This window comes from Vibrio aquaticus, assembly GCF_003970385.1.
Taxonomy (GTDB): Bacteria; Pseudomonadota; Gammaproteobacteria; order Enterobacterales; family Vibrionaceae; genus Vibrio; species Vibrio aquaticus.
Genome location: NZ_RXZH01000001.1, coordinates 931,542 through 948,606, shown reverse-complemented (window position 1 = coordinate 948,606; position 17,065 = coordinate 931,542). Strand labels below are relative to the sequence as shown.

At 44.7% G+C, this 17,065-nt stretch carries 15 protein-coding genes; 1 reads left to right on the top strand and 14 read right to left on the bottom strand.

Annotated features, from left to right (window positions below; all coding sequences use genetic code 11):
• Positions 1–47: 47 nt before the first annotated feature.
• The 5 genes from EJ063_RS04030 to catB all read right to left on the bottom strand — a co-directional run bounded on the left by EJ063_RS04030 (position 48) and on the right by catB (position 5,841).
• Positions 48–1,388: a sigma-54-dependent transcriptional regulator gene (locus EJ063_RS04030; RefSeq protein WP_126572716.1), complete on the bottom strand. Its 1,341-nt coding sequence runs from the start codon at positions 1,386–1,388 to the stop codon at positions 48–50.
• 2 nt (positions 1,389–1,390) lie between these two features.
• Complete coding sequence (locus tag EJ063_RS04025; protein WP_244225150.1) at positions 1,391–3,220, bottom strand: HAMP domain-containing sensor histidine kinase; 1,830 nt, start codon at positions 3,218–3,220, stop codon at positions 1,391–1,393.
• A gap of 420 nt (positions 3,221–3,640) precedes the next feature.
• Positions 3,641–4,489, bottom strand: a complete 849-nt coding sequence (locus EJ063_RS04020; protein WP_126572714.1) for a pirin family protein — start codon at positions 4,487–4,489, stop codon at positions 3,641–3,643.
• Between the two features lie 114 nt (positions 4,490–4,603).
• A complete protein-coding gene (locus EJ063_RS04015; protein WP_167469876.1) occupies positions 4,604–5,101 on the bottom strand; it encodes a DUF2867 domain-containing protein in 498 nt (165 codons plus the stop codon).
• Between the two features lie 113 nt (positions 5,102–5,214).
• Positions 5,215–5,841 (bottom strand): type B chloramphenicol O-acetyltransferase, encoded by a 627-nt coding sequence (catB, locus tag EJ063_RS04010; protein WP_126572712.1) that lies wholly within the window; start codon positions 5,839–5,841, stop codon positions 5,215–5,217.
• 193 nt (positions 5,842–6,034) lie between these two features.
• Here catB and EJ063_RS04005 point away from each other — a divergent pair, with 193 nt between their 5' ends.
• Entirely contained in the window at positions 6,035–7,330 is a 1,296-nt protein-coding gene (locus tag EJ063_RS04005) for an alpha/beta fold hydrolase (RefSeq protein ID WP_126572711.1), read from the top strand.
• Between the two features lie 58 nt (positions 7,331–7,388).
• Here the strand turns inward: EJ063_RS04005 and EJ063_RS04000 are convergent, their stop codons facing one another.
• From EJ063_RS04000 to EJ063_RS03965, 9 genes are all read right to left on the bottom strand, one after another.
• Positions 7,389–7,769 carry a VOC family protein gene (locus EJ063_RS04000; RefSeq protein WP_126572710.1) on the bottom strand — a complete coding sequence of 127 codons (381 nt, stop codon included), beginning with the start codon at positions 7,767–7,769 and terminating at the stop codon, positions 7,389–7,391.
• A 167-nt stretch (positions 7,770–7,936) separates the two neighbouring features.
• The gene (locus EJ063_RS03995; protein WP_126572709.1) at positions 7,937–8,668 is read right to left on the bottom strand and encodes an immunity protein TsiV2 protein; all 732 of its coding nucleotides are present in this window, start codon (positions 8,666–8,668) and stop codon (positions 7,937–7,939) included.
• A gap of 6 nt (positions 8,669–8,674) precedes the next feature.
• Positions 8,675–8,851: a hypothetical protein gene (locus EJ063_RS20875; RefSeq protein ID WP_158675985.1), complete on the bottom strand. Its 177-nt coding sequence runs from the start codon at positions 8,849–8,851 to the stop codon at positions 8,675–8,677.
• Between the two features lie 31 nt (positions 8,852–8,882).
• Entirely contained in the window at positions 8,883–9,611 is a 729-nt protein-coding gene (locus EJ063_RS03990; RefSeq protein ID WP_126572708.1) for an immunity protein TsiV2 protein, read from the bottom strand.
• Positions 9,608–9,787, bottom strand: a complete 180-nt coding sequence (locus tag EJ063_RS03985; RefSeq protein WP_126572707.1) for a hypothetical protein — start codon at positions 9,785–9,787, stop codon at positions 9,608–9,610. The genes EJ063_RS03990 and EJ063_RS03985 overlap by 4 nt, the downstream gene beginning before the upstream one ends.
• A gap of 29 nt (positions 9,788–9,816) precedes the next feature.
• Positions 9,817–10,548: an immunity protein TsiV2 protein gene (locus tag EJ063_RS03980; RefSeq protein WP_126572706.1), complete on the bottom strand. Its 732-nt coding sequence runs from the start codon at positions 10,546–10,548 to the stop codon at positions 9,817–9,819.
• On the bottom strand, positions 10,549–13,806 hold the full coding sequence (locus EJ063_RS03975; RefSeq protein ID WP_126572705.1) for a T6SS effector BTH_I2691 family protein: 3,258 nt from the start codon (positions 13,804–13,806) through the stop codon (positions 10,549–10,551). It abuts the gene before it with no gap.
• A 2-nt stretch (positions 13,807–13,808) separates the two neighbouring features.
• On the bottom strand, positions 13,809–14,651 hold the full coding sequence (locus tag EJ063_RS03970; RefSeq protein WP_126572704.1) for a DUF4123 domain-containing protein: 843 nt from the start codon (positions 14,649–14,651) through the stop codon (positions 13,809–13,811).
• A 233-nt stretch (positions 14,652–14,884) separates the two neighbouring features.
• Positions 14,885–17,065, bottom strand: a complete 2,181-nt coding sequence (locus tag EJ063_RS03965; RefSeq protein ID WP_126572703.1) for a diguanylate cyclase — start codon at positions 17,063–17,065, stop codon at positions 14,885–14,887.

Below are 17,065 nucleotides of genomic sequence, written 5' to 3'. Positions count from 1 at the left end.
TAATACTTTTATTAAGCTTCTATGATGGGTCAATTATGTCTTGTCGACTAGGCTTTAAAATTCCCTTTATCGAGTTGATGCTTTTTCATCTTACGATAGAGGGTCTTACGTGGCAGATTGAGCCGCAGTGAAACCTCATTGATGTTGCCAGACATCTCAATCAGCGCTTCAGTCAGTACATTGCGTTCATACTGCTCCATCTGTTGTTCAAAGGCGAACGCATCATTCCCTTGAGTAGGAGGCGCTTGCAGATCAAAGCCCTCACCCACAATTCCAAGCACAAAACGGTCGGCGACATTTCTTAGCTCACGAACATTCCCCGGCCAATCGTGGCGACATAGCTGCTGAATTTGCTCAGAATAGAGCGTTGATGGGCGAGTTTTATATTTCTGACTCGCTTGCACGACAAAGTGGCGAAACAGAGATTGAATATCTTCTTTTCGTTGTCTTAACGGCGGCAGATTTAAGCTGGCAATGTTCAAGCGATAGAAAAGGTCAGCGCGAAACTCACCTCGTTTACTGAGTTCGGCTAGATCGGCTTTACTCGCGGCGACCACAACAATATCGACCGGTATTAAACTGTTACCACCGACACGCTCGATGACGCGCTCTTGGATCACGCGCAGCAATTTAATCTGCACGGCGATTGGCATGCTTTCGATTTCATCAAGGAACAAGGTCCCGCCATGCGCTTGCTCTATCTTACCAATGCGTTTTTTATTGGCGCTGGTAAAGGAGCCTGCTTCATGACCAAACAGCTCACTTTCAATGATGCTTTCCGTCATTCCGCCACAGTTAATCGCCACAAAAGGTTTGTCTCGGCGCTCAGAATATTGATGCAGAGCGCGAGCAATCACCTCTTTGCCCGTACCCGTTTCACCGTTAATAATCGTATCAACCCCAGTACGTGCGAGGGCGAGCACTTGAGTTCGCACCATCTCCATTTGGCTAGAAACGCCAATCACCACCTCTTCGATCGGTAACTGCGTTGACTCGGAGGCCACCTCTGGCACATTACGAATATGAGTCGCCGCCAAATCGAGCTTTTCAATCAACTCATCGCTTTGCAAAGGCTTCTCAATAAAATCAAATGCACCAAGCTTCATCGCTTCAATTGCCATTGGGATGTCGCCATGACCACTCATTAGAATCACTTGGCATTTTGGCGCGCGACTTTGAATCGCATCGAGCATGGCTAAACCATCAAGGTTCGGCATCCGGACATCACACAGCACCACCTGTTTGCTATCCAGTGATAACGATTTCAGGCCAAGCTTGGGATCGGTAAAGCTCGTCACACTGAACCCTTCAAGCTCTAGCATCTCGCTCACCGCTTCAACCACATCCAATTCATCATCAATGAGGGTAATGTTCTTTTGCATAGCCATGGTTATCTGCCTTGTTCTAGATGTACAACAAACTCGCTGCCGACATTAAGCTGCGAGTTAACTCGAATCGAACCACCAAAATCCTTGATGATATTAAATGCGATGGAGAGACCTAAACCTAGGCCCTTACCCACCTCTTTTTGGGTGTAAAACGGGTCAAATATATGCGGGATATCTTCAGCGACAATCCCTTTGCCATTGTCCTTCACTGCGATAGTCACTTCGTTATCCGCACACTCTACACAAACAACGATTAATGGCTCAGAGCACTGCTCGACGGCATCAATCGCGTTACTGATGAGATTAACCAGCACTTGCTCTAAACGTATTGGATTCGCTCGCACATTCGCTTGTGGTGACAGAGAGCAATCTAAAACGATCGGGAGTTTTTTGTTGGCAAACAGCTCGATTGCATCGTTCACCACCGGCATTACGGCAACCGAAGAAATTTGGCCATCACTCTTGCGTGAAAAAGCTTTAAGATGATGAGTCAACGCCGCTACCTTGCCCAATAAGGTTTCAATCTTATCTAAGTTCTGTGTCGCCTTGTCAGTTCGGTCTTGCTCTAACCATTTTTTCGCGCTGCGTGCATGACTACTGATCGCAGTCAGCGGTTGATTGATTTCATGAGTAATACCTACACTTAACTGGCCTAATGCGGCGAGCTTACCCGCTTGCACTAACTCGTCTTGGGTCACTCTTAATCGCTCTTCGGCCATGCGGCGCTCTTCGACCTCTGCTTCGAGCTTTTGATTGGTCTTTTTCACCACTTTAGCGGTCGCTTGGAACACCTGTAGAGACTTCGCCATTTGGGTAACTTCGTCATGCCCTTTCAGCGCTATTTGAGTATCTAAATGCCCGGTTGAAATAGCGAACATGTCATCTCTTAAATTCAGCAATCGCTCCAAGATGTTTTTGCGCACATAGAACCAAGCAACAGCAGCTGCGGCAAAGAGACTGAACACAGATAGCACCAGTGAGAAAGTGCGATTCGAGGCGAGAGACTTTTGAACTTGAGCGATAGATGAGTCAATTTCTAAGTTCACATTAGAGGTATTACGCTCAATTTGAACCGACAATTGATGTAGATATTTACGGCTATTTTCCAGCAAAAACTCTTGTTGATAATGGTGCTCCAACGCCTGATTTTTTAACTGGACTAATCGACTAGATCGCGAAGCCAGAGTGTAGATAACCGATAGCTTTTCATCTAACGCTGGTAGCGATTCAGCAAGACCACTCGCCAACCACAAACTAAACCATTCTTGGCCAAGTTGTTCCAAACGATAAGTGGTGTAATCCAGCTCATTAAAGCTGCCATCGTTATACAGTTTTTCAACTAGGCCTAATTGATAGAACAGCAAAGCTTTGAGTTGGCTATATTGAAGGCGAGATTTCTGGCTCTCGGGCAAGTTATCCAGTTCTTCACTGACTTGTTGCAGTAGTGGATAAAAACCTTCCAGTAAGTTGCGCAGCTCTTTATTTAGTTGGCGGGATTCTTCACCACTTTGGTAGAGCAAACTTAAGCTGTTACTCACCTGCATGATCAGGTCTTTAAAATAGGCGTGGTATTCAGGAAAATGGGCGAGAACCAGATTCATACCATTGATGCTCTCTTCGATGCGCTCCATCGCATGACGACGCTCTAGGTTAGAGTCTGCGGCAACCAGTTGAGAGGCATCAGTGATCACTAGACGCACCATGTCATTGAGACGCGCTGCCTGTTCTAATGCGGGGATCTCTTTTTCTTTGAGGTCTACCAACGCCAGTTCTAATTTGTCGTAAGTGGTCGAGCTGTACAGCGCCAAAAGCAAGGTCGTCATCGAGAGCATCGCAAGCGCTAAGCCAAGGCGAAATTCAATACCGCGCCACTTGAACTTGCTGCGGGGACTATTCTTTCCGATTGGTTGAGTGCTACGCACATCGGTGTCTTGGCTAGCATTCTGATTCACAAGGACATTCTCTACGACTGAGTAAAGCGCTCTGGTTTACGCTCAAGGCATTTAACAAATCACATAAAACATCACCACAATTTATTAATAAAGCCGTAAATATCAGATTTGTGGAATCGGTGGTGAGAAATTCTGCAAACCTTGAAGTTGAGTCTGAGAAGATCTTGCTGCGGAGTACAAATAAAAAAACCACTCGACGATCGAGTGGCTAATCCAAAATAAACAGGCAGTGGATTGTTTATTTTTTCACAGTAGAGCACAAATTGGGCTCCAAGCTTTTTCCAGTGTAGTTCAGATACGTTAATACGTTTCGAACACACCTGAATTATAGTCGTGGATCGCTTGTTCTATCTCTTGCATGCTGTTCATCACAAACGGTCCATAATGCACGACTGGTTCATCAATCGGTTGGCCAGAAAAAATCAGTGCTCCGGTAGGCTTTAATGCCTCTAATGCCAACTGCTCACCTTTAGTTAATAGTGCGAGCTCACCTTGCTTAACACGTTTATCTCCGAGCAAAATCTCACCTTGGTAGGCATATATCATCACATTGAACTGATCCGGAAGTTCTATGCGAGTATGTTGACCTTGATTTGCTCGCCAATCAGTCACACTTAGCTCAACGCCCGTTTTATCAAGTGGCCCGTGCAAAACTTGGCCATCAGCAATAATGGAACCGGCTAACACTCGCAGCAACCCACTCTGTTCAGAAGTGTGCTCAGTTATCATCTCTGGCTGAAAGTCAAAGTATTGTGCTGGCTTCATTTTGTCGCGCGCTGGCTGATTAATCCAAATTTGAAAACCGTGCAAATCGCCCTCTTCCATAATTGGCATTTCGCTATGAATCACGCCTCGCCCTGCAGCCATCCACTGCGCCCCGCCTGAACGAAGCTCACCGACATTGCCCATATGGTCTTTGTGCTGGAAGTGCCCTTTCATCATATAGGTTAAGGTTTCAATACCACGATGAGGATGAGGAGGAAAGCCGCCCACGTAATCAGAACGTTGATCCGATTTAAGCTCATCAACCATTAGAAATGGCGAGAATTGGGCATTATTGAAACCGGCGACACGTTGAATTTTTACGCCATCACCATCAGAAGTCGCATGCGCTCGGATGATTTGATTAATTGTTCTCACGTTGCTCATAACAAAGCTCCTTGATGTCATTCTTGATTGAATGAACTCAGTTTAGCGCTTTGGTCTGGCAACATGAGCGGAGGGATTAGAGCTAGTCGTTCGAAAAAGCTGAATAAGAAGAAATCAACGAGCAACTAAGGTATTGAGTGATTTCGGCACGATCACTTTATGGACTGGCGTAACGAAAAACATATACACCTTACCAAAGGTATTTTTGACATGAACAACAGTCGTGGCATGCAGTGTGGCTTGGTTTCCATTCGGTACTAACAAGAAAGACAATCGAACATTAAGGTGCTTATCGCAGTCTTCCACTACGATTTCATTGTGACGCAGACTGACAATAGAAAAGATTCCGACTTGGTCGCCAACGTTATACTCTTCAATGGGTTTATTTTCGTCAAGATCCGCCATCCGACCTAAATGCTTTAAGCCGAGCTTAGACACGATGCGATTACGTAAATCCATTAAGAAGTTAACCCATTTAGGTGTGCGGTTAACCATCTGAAAATAGATTTTTAACGCTGATTCGCCTTGATAAGGGATCTCGATTGAGTAGCTATCAGCAAAATAAGCTTGGGGAAGATACGGGTGAATATCGGCATCAGCAGGCAAATCCATTGGCATTTCTTGCTCCTTTTATGGTCGTTCAATCCACCTTATCGATTCACTCAAGTAAAACAAAGGCGAGGTGGTTAAATCCCTCGCCTTGTCTCACCAATAATACGTGCTAGTTAGCGAATGTTCTTTTGCCAGTAGGCATATAACCCATCGATGTCTGCACTGCTGAGTAGCTTCATCGCTCCAGCGAGCTGTTGATCAGACCACTGCCACCACTGCATTTCACTCAGTTGATCGATCTGCTGTGGAGAAAAGCGAAACTTGATGTGCTTGGCGGGGTTGGAACCGACAACCTCATAGGGCTGCACATCTTTGGTCACCACTGCTCGACTAGCGATAATGGCCCCATCACCAACGGTCACACCAGCCATTATCATCGCCTCTGATCCAATCCAAACATCATTACCGATTACCGTATCACCCGAGCGCTGAAAACCATCTTCTGCACCTGAAAAATGTTCGTTATCTTGATAGAAAAATGGGAACGTAGTTACCCAATCAGAGCGGTGGCCTTGGTTGCCCGCCATCATAAATACCGCACCAGAGCCAATTGAACAAAAGTTGCCAATGATGAGTTTATCGACGTCATCTCTGTCTGGAGTCAAGTAGCGAGCGCAGTCATCAAAGCTATGCCCGTGATAGTAACCCGAGTAGTAACTGTGACGTCCAACGATGATATTAGGGTTGGTCACTTGCTCAACCAAAGGTTTGCCAGAAAATGGCGATTCAAAGTAATTCATAGTTTCATTCTTTTAGTTAGTCTCTTTGAGGTCTAGCGACCTAGCCTGTTTAGGATATGCCTAAATTTGATGCTCGTCACTCTACTTTCTCTGCCTCTGCACCAAGCCCTCACATCATAAAACTTACGTTGGTCTCGGTATGTCATCAGGTTAAGATAAGCCGTCTAATAGTCATGGAAGTAGAAACATAATAATGAACGCTCAAGAATTTATTGATGCGGGAGTCAAATACACCCCGCACACTTTCCAGTTGCCGCTGGACTATGCAAACAAAGAGGCTACTACCATTGAAGTGTTTGCCCGCGAGCTGTCGCTGGTTGCCGATGGTGATAGCAACAAGCCTTGGTTGGTCTACTTTCAAGGTGGTCCAGGCTTTCCGTCACCACGCCAAAACGGGCATAGTGGCTGGGTGAAACGTGCCCTGCAAGAATACCGAGTATTGCTCCTCGACCAACGTGGTACGGGTAATAGCAGTGTCATCAACCATCAAACACTGGCTCATCTTACTGCGCAGCAACAAGCGGAATATTTAAGCCATTTCCGCGCAGATAATATCGTGCGTGATGCAGAAGAAATTCGTAAGCAGTTTGGTGTTGAGCAATGGTCGATTTTAGGTCAGAGCTTTGGCGGCTTTTGCTCGCTGACCTACCTTTCGCTGTTTCCTCAAAGTCTGGCGCGTAGCTTCATTACTGGCGGTGTGCCGTCAACGACTCACCATGCCGATGACGTGTACCAAGCGACTTTTAAGCGCACACTACAAAAGAACCAGGCATTCTTTCAGCAATTTCCAAAAGCGCAGCAGCTATGTAAGCAGATTGCCGAACATCTGATTGAAAATGAAGAACTGCTACCAAACGGTCAGCGTTTCACGGTGGAACAGTTCCAACAAATTGGCATTAACTTCGGCATGAGCGAGACCTTCTTGCCAACCTACTATGCACTTGAAAATGCACTCATTGAAGTCAATGGCAAGCCACAATTGCGTTATGAGTTTCTCAACAGCATGCTAATGGAACAAGGCTTCCAGACCAATCCTATCTACGCGATTTTGCATGAGTCAATTTACTGCCAAGGGTTTGCTTCGAATTGGAGTGCGCATCGTGTTCGCCAAAGCCATGATGCGTTTAACTACAGCTCAGATAAGCCGTTCCTATTTACCGGCGAGATGGTCTTCCCGTGGATGTTTGATCAATACCAATGCTTGAAGCCGCTTAAAGAGGCCGCTGAATTACTCGCAGCAAAAGAAGATTGGACACCACTGTATGACGAAAGCGTACTGACGCAAAACAAAGTGCCAGTTAGCTGCGCCGTCTACGCCGATGATATGTTTGTGGAAATGGACATTAGCCGTGAAACGCTGGCAAAAATCCCAAATTCAAAAGCTTGGATTACCAACGAATATGAGCACAACGGATTACGTGCAGACGGCGAGCGTATTCTCGATAAGCTGATTGTGATGGGAAATCAAACTGCTGCGACACTCGTCTAAGCTAGAAACCGATCTGATATAAATATGCCCCGAACGATAATTCGGGGCTTACTTAATTTTATTCCATCGAATGAAGGCCTATCATATTACCTTCGGTATCCGATACCATTGAAATAAAGCCGTGAGGTGCAATAGAGAACTTAGGGTGAATAACTTGTCCACCAGCGCTTTCGACTCGACCCTGCTCTATTTCGCAATTTTGGCAAGAGAAGTACACCAGCGTGCTATTACCACCGGGGGCAACATCCTTCATTTTTGCGAGCGCTCCCGAGGCTCCGTATTGCTCCATAGACGAAGGGAAACCCCACATCTCTATACCCGCTTTGGCCTCATCGGCAATTTTTTCTAACGTCGTGTTAAACACTGCTTGATAGAAGCTTTTTGCACGCTCCATATCTTCAACATAAATCTCAAACCAACCTACAGGGTTCATTTCCATATCCTAGCCTCCGTTGTTATCTACCAATGACGATAATTGAAAGCTAGTTCAACGAAGCAACTTTTGCGTTGTCATAAACGCACATCTGGTCAAGATCTCAAACTTGAAGCAAGCGGGTGATGTAAACCAGAAACAATAGAGGTGCCGAGCGTAGAACAACAGCTCGCCTACTCTGTGACTTTGTCGTCTTCTTGATGATAAATAGGGTGTTTGTATTTATCATTCAGCTTTTTTATTTCGACAGTTTCAATTTCAGGGAAAGTCGATTGCAGACGGGAAAACAGCTCTATTTTTTGTTCAAGCGTTGCAGTAAAAATAGTCCCTACGTAATCAAGTGTGTCTCTTTTTGGGCTTCCAAATGATAGCACCGAGTCATGAGTGAGATTAAACACGATACTGTGCTCATCGATAAGCACATAAGACTGATTCACGGTAGACTGAAAATTGGTCATGCCAAACGACATCAGCGCACATGCCCCAGCACCGACAAGCGCCAAGGGACCCAGTAAAAAGACGGCAATAATACATACCGCAATTCCCACCCAAGCAAAGCCTCGAACAATTTTAAAGGCTACCTCTGGGATCATATCTTGCTCCGTATAGTGAATACCCAGTGAGGTTAAGTGATAACAGCGATGTTTATCAGGGAAAAAAAGGTATCTCGATACAAAAGTCATTATTAAACTAAATGAGGAAAACAACCAAAAACCGGGTTGATGAATTGCATCGTCTTCTACGATTAATAAGAATAAGGGAAATATCGACCCAGCCAATATCGATACTCCCCACCGCCATAGATACTCGTATTTTCCGCCCCATCCTTTGTGCTCCCAAGAGTACGCTATCTCAGCGTTATAAAGTTGCTCCTTGAGAGAGTCTATGCATTGTTCATTATTCATTATTCATTAGTCGATTCTCACTTCAATAATACGAGTAGCAAATTCTTTCGGTGCAGGCTCTACGGTTAAGTCACCTTGGTTATTCCCCGTCGCCACATAGCCAAGTCGCTGCTTCTCATCTGCTTGCCAGTTAAACGGCATGCTGACAAGGACGGCGATGGTATCGTCCATAGTAGTATTCATACCTGATAACTTTGTGAAAAACCGTTCTCGACTACTCTGTGACTTTGTCGTCCTCTTGATGATAAACAGGGTGTTGGTATTGATCATTAAGCCTTTTGATTTTGACGATCTCGATATTTGGAAAAAGCAATTGAAGATGAGAAAGTAGCGCTTCTTTTTTCTCGAGAGAGATATAGACATCTCCTGAAAAGGCATGTGCACCTTTCTCAGAAATCGCAAATGACATCACACCATCGTTTATTAGATTAAATGCGACAGTACGTTCATCCATTAACAGACAACATTTATCAGCGGTAGGCTGAAAATTGGTCATTCCAAATGACATCAGCGCACATGCCCCTGCACCGACCAAAGCCAAGGGACCAAGTAAAAAGACGGCGATAATACACACCGCAATCCCTACCCAAGCAAAGCCTCGAACAATTTTGTAGGCTACCTCTGGGATCATATCTTGTTCTGTGTAATGAATACCCTGTGCTGTTAGGTGATAGCAGCGATGTTTATCTGCTCCGAACAAGTATCTCGAGACAAAAATCATTATTACGCCAACTGATGAAAACAGCCAAAAACCAGGTTGATAAATCGCATCGTCGTCTACAATTAATAAGAATAAGGGCAATAGTGACCCGGCGAAGATAGCTGTACACCACTCTATTAAGTTACTATATTTCCCTTCACCACCTTCATACTCCCAATAATAATTGCTCTCAGCGTTATATAGTTGTTCCTTAAGAGACTCTATGCTTGGGTTATTATTCATTGGTCTATTCTCACTTCAAGGATACGAGTCGCAAATTCTTTCGGTGCTGGCTCTACGGTTAAGTCGCCTTGACTACTGCTAGGCGCCACATAGCCAAGTCGCTGATCCTCATCCGCTTGCCAGTTAAATGGCATGCTGACAAGGACGGCGATGGTATCGTCAGTGGTCGCACTCATACTTAATAACTCGGTGAGAAACCGTTCGCCTACTCTGTGATTTTGTCGTCCTCTTGCTGATAAATAGGATGCTTGTATTGATCATTCACACGCTTGATTTCTATGGCTTCCATATCAGGGAATAAATCTGTCAGGTGCAAGAGACATTCTGCTTTTTGCTCAAGCGTAGTGAAATACACCCAACCTTTATACATATGATTCCCTTTTTCTGGGATCGTGAATGACAACATTCCATTATCAATCAAGTTAAATAGAATCGTACGTTCATCCATAGCTAACGAGTACTTCTCGACTGTAGGATGAAAATTAGTCATTCCAAATGACATCAGTGCACATGCCCCTGCACCTACCAGAGCCAAGGGACCAAGTAAAAAGACGGCGATAATACACACCGCAATTCCCACCCAAGCAAAGCCTCGAACGATTTTAAAGGCTACCTCTGGGATCATATCTTGCTCTGTATAATGAATACCTAGTGAGGTTAAGTGGTAACAGCGATGTTTATCGGGAATAAACAAATACCTTGTTATCAAAACCCCCATTGTTGCCAAAACAAAACAAAACCAAAAACCTGCACTCCACATTGCGGTACTGCTCACCATCACTAAAAATGTTGGTAAAAATAGGCCAATAAATAGAGCTAGAAGCCATCGGATAAATGGAGAATAATTTCCATCGGGACCAATGTGCTCCCAACAATAAGCGACTTTATCCTGATACAACTTCTCTTTTAATGTTTCGATTTTGTCATTAAGGATCATCTATTCTATTCTCACTTCAATAGTACGGGTCACAAATTCTTTTGGTGCAAGTTCTACGGTTAAGTCACCTTGACTACTGCCAGACGCCACATAGCCAAGTCGCTGATTCTCATCCGCTTGCCAGTTAAACGGCATGCTGACAAGAACAGCGATGGTATCATCGGTGCTGCCGCCCAAATCTAATCGATAGATGACAGGGCTGCCTTCTTCTTTGTCTTGGCTCCATGTACCGTTCTGTTCGTTAACCATTACCGCAGTTTTTGTCTCAGCTGAGGCATAACTGTAGGCTCTATCTTTAGGCTGACGAGTAATTTGTAAGCCAATTAATTGACCTTTGGTAAACGCAGGGAGAGCTATTTCTAACTGCCATTGGCGCCCCATCGCATGATAGGTGGTTTGAGAAGGAGCATTAGAATAAACACTCTTCAACTGTATTTGAGGCTTATGAATGATTTGCTCTAAAAGCGTTAATTCTTCGACAGAACTCCATTGCTTCGATTCTTTACCCCATGTGGAATAAAGCAGCCATTTCTCGAGTTCGGAGCGCTTAAAGACATTAATGATGATCACGGCAATCAAATACACAATACCGGCAACCATCAACGTGGTCAGCATCCAAGAGGCAACAATGGCACTGATACTACCAACACCTAATCGACTAAAGAAATTTAATGTGAATTGTGCAACAAAAACTAATGCCTGTGATCCAGTGGATAGTCCTTTTAACCCATAACCCAACCGCTCCATTGGCGCATGGCTTGAGTCTTTAACTTTATCGTAGCTTTCCCATGTTTCGAAGCCTGTGGCGATTAAACCAAACAAGGACACAGCCGCCGTAGTTTTCGCGAAAGTTTTGAGTGAGGCAGCTCTTGAAGCACCTTCTTCTTTTATCGCTATGTTAAGACTTTTTTTAAGTAGTTCGGAATCCTTAGCCAGGATGTCCCATTTCGCATCTCGCCACACAGCGGTAACAGCCGAGACTGCGTAACCTGTCGCATAGACCGCTTCCCTAATCGCTGGATTGGTCCAAAAGTTACTGTTTGGATGCTGTTGAGCTTTATCTTGGACGTTTTGCAAAACAACCGATACATTCCAAAGGTTAAGAATAGCGACCACGCCCCCCATCTTGCCCAGTTTGTCCCATGACGCTTGGGTGGTTTGTTTACCTTGCTGCCAACTCCGTTCTATCGCGTCGTTAAGCATTTGCTTGGCGGTATTATTGATCGCTTCATGCTTAAGCATCACCATCATCGGCAACTCACTACTCAACAACTTCTGCATTTTCTGCTGAGCACGACGCATGGTTTGTATTTGGTGGTTCTTTGGCGTTACGCTCCCTGATGGAAGCTGGTTAACACGACGAATGTTTGTCATTTCTGTATTTAACTTTCGCTGCCATGCCGCTAACTGTGCTGGATAGTCAGGGTTATGCACCACGATGGCTTCTGGGTTCACGATTGCCTCTAACAGAACCAATCGTAAATTGCTGATCAATCCTTCTGTCGTTGCGGTGGTGTTCATCTGGCTAGGGAATAGGAAGTTCGAAGTGGTTCGCCAACTCTCTTGGGCCAAGCCTGAGGCGGCTTTTTGAAGTGCAATAAAACTAAGCTGAACTGGCTCTGCTAACGCTTTAAACCACGCCTTATCATGCATGCGTGCATCACCGGTGAACGCCTCCCAGTTAGCAATCGCACTAGAAAGGGCCACCATATCACTAGCGCTCTCTACAGAAAGTAAACCGGGTTTAAGTTCATCTACATAAGAGTTCAACGCCTGCCAATTGTCCAAACTAAAACCGAGTGAGGCTATAGCGAAAAGCGTTTTAGGTGAATCCAATGACAGCGCCTGCTTTAACTGCTCGTTCGCTTGTTCTGTGGTTACGGCTTGTTTGACTATCGCTAGGTACTGGTTGGTTAAGCTAAGTAGATAAGCTAGGTGTTCCTCGTCTTGGTTATCCAACCCAAGGGCGAGTGGGTCAGTACCCAGCTGCTCAAATGAAGTCATAAAGTCTTGATAAAGCGCGTCGATACGCTCATCTAAACCTTTGATCTGGGTGTAATATTGAGTAAGAAAAGCATCGAGTTCGTCCCAGTTCACTTCGTCGCTAAACACCGTATTGCGCTGCCAACTTTCTATCTGTTCATCAGTAGGAGTAAAGTGATAATTTGCTTTTAGCTCAGAATGCTTCTCAAGTGCTTCCTCTTGAAGCTGCGTAAAGGGAGCATTACCAACATTAGGGTTCGCTTCAAGGGCAGTACGCTCTTTATCCACCAGATATTGCGTCGCGACATATTCAGTAAGCTGACGCTCAAACTCCATCACCTTGATCGGATCATCCTTAACTTGCTCAGGTAAATCATCATAGTCGACTTTGACTCGTCCTAACGTTCGAGTCAGCTCTGCCATTTGTAACTTGTGAAGGTTCTCTTCATCCTGGTGTACTGTACTCCGCTTCGTAACCTCATCAGCAAGAGGCGAGAACAAGTCACTCACATCGGCTAGCGGATCATCGAGAGCAATAAACATCCCGCTATCTTGTGCCGGTAAATCTTCTCGATAATCAAGATCCCAACAACCCGCTTTATCTGCCACATGTCTAAAGTCATCAATAGAGCCTTCAAACGCACTTAGCGGTGTACAGGTTGATTCAAAAAGCTCAGTGGGAGCAGCTTGAGTGCCGATGTCAGCGACATAGTTGCCTATCTCTGAGGCTCGTCCAGCATGAGGATGACTCAATGTTGATTGGAATTGTGGAAGATTCACTTTTCGCATCCACATCGAGCGATTGGTAGGGTTAGAACGCATATGCTCACATAGGCGCCATGTCCAACGTTGATGGGCAAAGGTCATATAGAGGGTATTTCTTGCAGGGTAGATTAAACAGCTTTTACTTTCTCCGATACTACCTCTTTCATGGGCTGGTTTATCGGCCTCATCAGCCGACCAGTCAATCTTAATAAACTGCTGACCTTGAACCTGATATTCATGAAACGTCTTATCGGTGACGTCATAGACATAGAGCCAGCCATCGCGTAGCTGTCTCAACGTATATTGACGATGCTTAGGAGCAAAGCGGCCGTTCCACTGAGTTTCTTTCTCTGGTAGCGGATTAAGTGATAAACCATTCTCCCCCTTATCATCAAACGCATAGCGAACGGGAATGATCCCGATTTCATCATGCCTAAATTGGCACAAGCTTGTCGCACTTTTTACATCATTGGTTGAGGCGCATTTGGCGGCTTTATTAGCGGTACTCATGCTTAGCAATTCCTTTGTCTGTTAGCGATGTGTTCCGCTAGTTTGGCGGCGTGTGCAATTCGATCGGAGGGAGAATCAGAAGAGGTAGTCTCGAAAAATGGAGTCAGCTCTGGGTAAGCATGGTTCGAGAAAGCGTCCTCCCCAAGATATCCGAGAACATTGAAGTAGTAGAGTAAGTCTTGCTCTGTTTTAAACCCTTGAGCGTAGGCTAAATCCATATGTTGGCATACCCACTGCCTTAGATCATTAACTGTGGATATGGACTCCGGAAACCAGCTCTGCAAGTGATGAATAACACGGTCAGGCAAGGCACTTAACCACGGAATCATCTTCATCCTACGCCATTGTTCTTCGGCAATCTTAATTGGATCGTTAGTTAGCTCTGGCGATGCTTCAAATGGACTTTCTAAGATTTGCCACTCTCCTGACCGAGCGAGCCAAACCCTATTCATCGGGTACCATAGCGCAGCACAGTGGGTTTCAAGCAAAATAGCGGCGACATTACTATCGAAAAACCGCAAAAAGCCTTTGTTCCCCTCTGGCATCTCCGCAACGATCAATCGGCGCAATGATTCTGAAACGTGGCTCAATGAGAGGTTTGAAGAAAAGAAATAGCCGGATTGATATTGGTTTAGTTCAAGAAACCACTGTTGAACGTCTTTTGTCGCTACCACCACTCTTGGAGAAATGTGTAATAAATCATCGTAAGGTGGATGTAGGAAAATTGGCTCTTGCTCTAGCTCACCCGGAAGTTGATACAACTGACAGGCAAGATCGGGAACGTTAGCCCCCTCAACGAGAAGGAACAGTTGCTCTCCTTTTCCCAGTTCAAATCGTGGTTTCATGACGTGTTTATTCAGCCTGACATCGATTGTTTTTCATACATACAATCGAGAATATCGAACTCTAAACAGGTGAGCAAGAGGCCACCGATAAATTAGTAACCTTTTGACTTAAAAAGAAAAAACAGGCAAAAACCTGCCTGAATCGAAATCACATTTTATCTATGTTGATTACTAGCAGTTACTAAGAATACGTTCATTGACACGTAAAAATGAATCGAGAGACTTACCATGCATCAACACGGTTTCAATCTAAAATCGAGACAACGCACCTTGTTACGGCCCTGATCTTTGGCTTGGTAAAGCGCTTTATCTGCCATCTGTATTACGTCTTTTACTGACAATTCGGGACTGGTTACACAGCTCGCTACACCAATAGACAAGGTTACTCGATCAGCAATTTTCGAGGCAGGGTGATAGAGATTCACTTCTTCTAATGTTCTTGCCAGCGTCAGCGCTTTTTGACACGCATCATCTAACGCCTGTCCTTGGAGCAGAGTAAAGAACTCGTCGCCTCCATAACGAAAGACATCACCCACCCCATCGAAGGTCTCAGTTAGCAGTGAAGATAAATTGCACAATAATTTGTCGCCAGAGCTATGACCTAAGGTATCGTTGTATTGTTTAAAGTAGTCGATATCTATCATCATCATACTGAGCTGTTGATCCGACAACTTGATATAGTTTGCGGCAACATCATCAAACTCGCGCCGGTTTAGCAGCCCGGTTAACCCATCGGTTTTCGACATAAGCTCAAGCTGACGTCTCTGTTTGATGTTATTGATAGCAACCGCAATAAAATGCCCCAGTTGCTCCATAACCTCCAGATGATGCTGTTCATAACGATAGGTTTTTCTATGCTGCAATGACAAGCAGCCTAACACTTCATCCCCCAAGATGATTGGAGTGAAAATTCCTGAGAACGTCATCGTTTCAGTTCCGGGAATATAAGTAATATTTTTTGACGCAAGGTGAGGTAGGTAGTAGTAAATTTCTGACGGGATGCCGGTATTGAGTAGCACTGACTTTCGGGTACTACAACAATACGCCGAGATGCTTGTCATTTCAGAATAGCAATACGAAAAACCAGGTAAGACTTGGTTGATATCGATCTGATAATCATTGTGCATCATGTCATTTTTAATATCCAACATGGAAAGAGAAAAGTATTCACACGGTAGAATGCGTCTGATCCCCTCCAAAATATTAGGCAGCACAGTGGCGATATCATCGCATGTTGCGATCATTTGGCCGATGCTACTGACAGCCGACATGTATTCTTGCATCTGCAAATAGTTTTGCTGCTTTTGGCCCAACTCATTTTGCGTCATATGATGGCTAATCAAGCTCGCTTTCGTTTCTGAAGCCTTGGCTTGCAACTCTTCGAGCAAGGCTGTTTGAATATCAACTTGTTGGAAAGCTTTCTCGTTTTGCCTCAGTTCTCGATAGCAAACAAACAACAATTGGTGCAGGTGGAGTTTTTGGTGCACATTTTCTTGTGTCTGAATATGGCTTGAAACATCTTCTAAATGCGAAAGCGCTTCTTCATACCGCTTTTGCTCTGCAAGAAACTCTCCGTACTCAAAGCGCACTTCATTGATGGTGTGAACCACGTTCGTTTTTTGCATAAAACTCAGCGCAGTATGAAAACATGATTCAGCGTCTTCTGTCTTGATTTGAGCTTGATACCAAGCCGCCCGAGCTAGGTTGTTGTACCCGAGTGCATAGTCACTTTGAATCTCTTCAGCAAGGGTATGAGCCAGTTTTAAATGCTCATCCGCTTGTTGAAATTGCGCTAACTTGGTCTGTGCTAGCGCAATATTATGATGGTTAATCGCCATACCGAGTGGTCTAGCTTGAGTGTTTTCACTATTAACCACTTGCAGTCCATATTCGATAGCACTCGCATTGTCATTGAGCTTCAAGTAGATATCTGAAAGAAATATCTTAAGTACCATAACATACGATGGTTCGAACAAGTGTTCATTGCGTTGCGCCTTAGTTAAATACTCTAGCGCAACCTGATACTCCCCTAAATCACCATATAAGCGGCCCAGATTGACATAGATGACGTTCTCAAGCACCGTTTCATTCTGCTCTACGCACGCCTTAAGTAACTTGGCAAAAAAATCTATCGCGGTTTTATGAGATTGAGTCCGATAGATATGGCAAGCATCAATAAAGTCGAAATAGATCGCTTTAGGCTCGATCTCTGCTCGTTCAGCAATCTCTCTAATCTTGTTCTTGGCATCATCAAACGCAGAAGGAGAGTGATCGTTCTGGATATTAATAGCAGTGTGCAAACACTCTTGATGCGCAGCGACAGCAATCATAATCGGACTCAATAAGTAAACGTGCTGCAGATGATACGGAATGACATACCAAATCGCAACTTGCATTACTGATTGTTTTCTCAC

Coding starts and splice junctions, on each gene's coding strand:
- EJ063_RS04030 (WP_126572716.1), bottom strand. CDS start 1,388: ATGGCTATGCAAAAGAACATTACCCTCATTGATGATGAATTGGATGTG.
- EJ063_RS04025 (WP_244225150.1), bottom strand. CDS start 3,220: ATGCTCTCGATGACGACCTTGCTTTTGGCGCTGTACAGCTCGACCACT.
- EJ063_RS04020 (WP_126572714.1), bottom strand. CDS start 4,489: ATGAGCAACGTGAGAACAATTAATCAAATCATCCGAGCGCATGCGACT.
- EJ063_RS04015 (WP_167469876.1), bottom strand. CDS start 5,101: ATGGATTTGCCTGCTGATGCCGATATTCACCCGTATCTTCCCCAAGCT.
- catB (WP_126572712.1), bottom strand. CDS start 5,841: ATGAATTACTTTGAATCGCCATTTTCTGGCAAACCTTTGGTTGAGCAA.
- EJ063_RS04005 (WP_126572711.1), top strand. CDS start 6,035: ATGAACGCTCAAGAATTTATTGATGCGGGAGTCAAATACACCCCGCAC.
- EJ063_RS04000 (WP_126572710.1), bottom strand. CDS start 7,769: ATGGAAATGAACCCTGTAGGTTGGTTTGAGATTTATGTTGAAGATATG.
- EJ063_RS03995 (WP_126572709.1), bottom strand. CDS start 8,668: ATGAATAATGAACAATGCATAGACTCTCTCAAGGAGCAACTTTATAAC.
- EJ063_RS20875 (WP_158675985.1), bottom strand. CDS start 8,851: ATGAATACTACTATGGACGATACCATCGCCGTCCTTGTCAGCATGCCG.
- EJ063_RS03990 (WP_126572708.1), bottom strand. CDS start 9,611: ATGAATAATAACCCAAGCATAGAGTCTCTTAAGGAACAACTATATAAC.
- EJ063_RS03985 (WP_126572707.1), bottom strand. CDS start 9,787: ATGAGTGCGACCACTGACGATACCATCGCCGTCCTTGTCAGCATGCCA.
- EJ063_RS03980 (WP_126572706.1), bottom strand. CDS start 10,548: ATGATCCTTAATGACAAAATCGAAACATTAAAAGAGAAGTTGTATCAG.
- EJ063_RS03975 (WP_126572705.1), bottom strand. CDS start 13,806: ATGAGTACCGCTAATAAAGCCGCCAAATGCGCCTCAACCAATGATGTA.
- EJ063_RS03970 (WP_126572704.1), bottom strand. CDS start 14,651: ATGAAACCACGATTTGAACTGGGAAAAGGAGAGCAACTGTTCCTTCTC.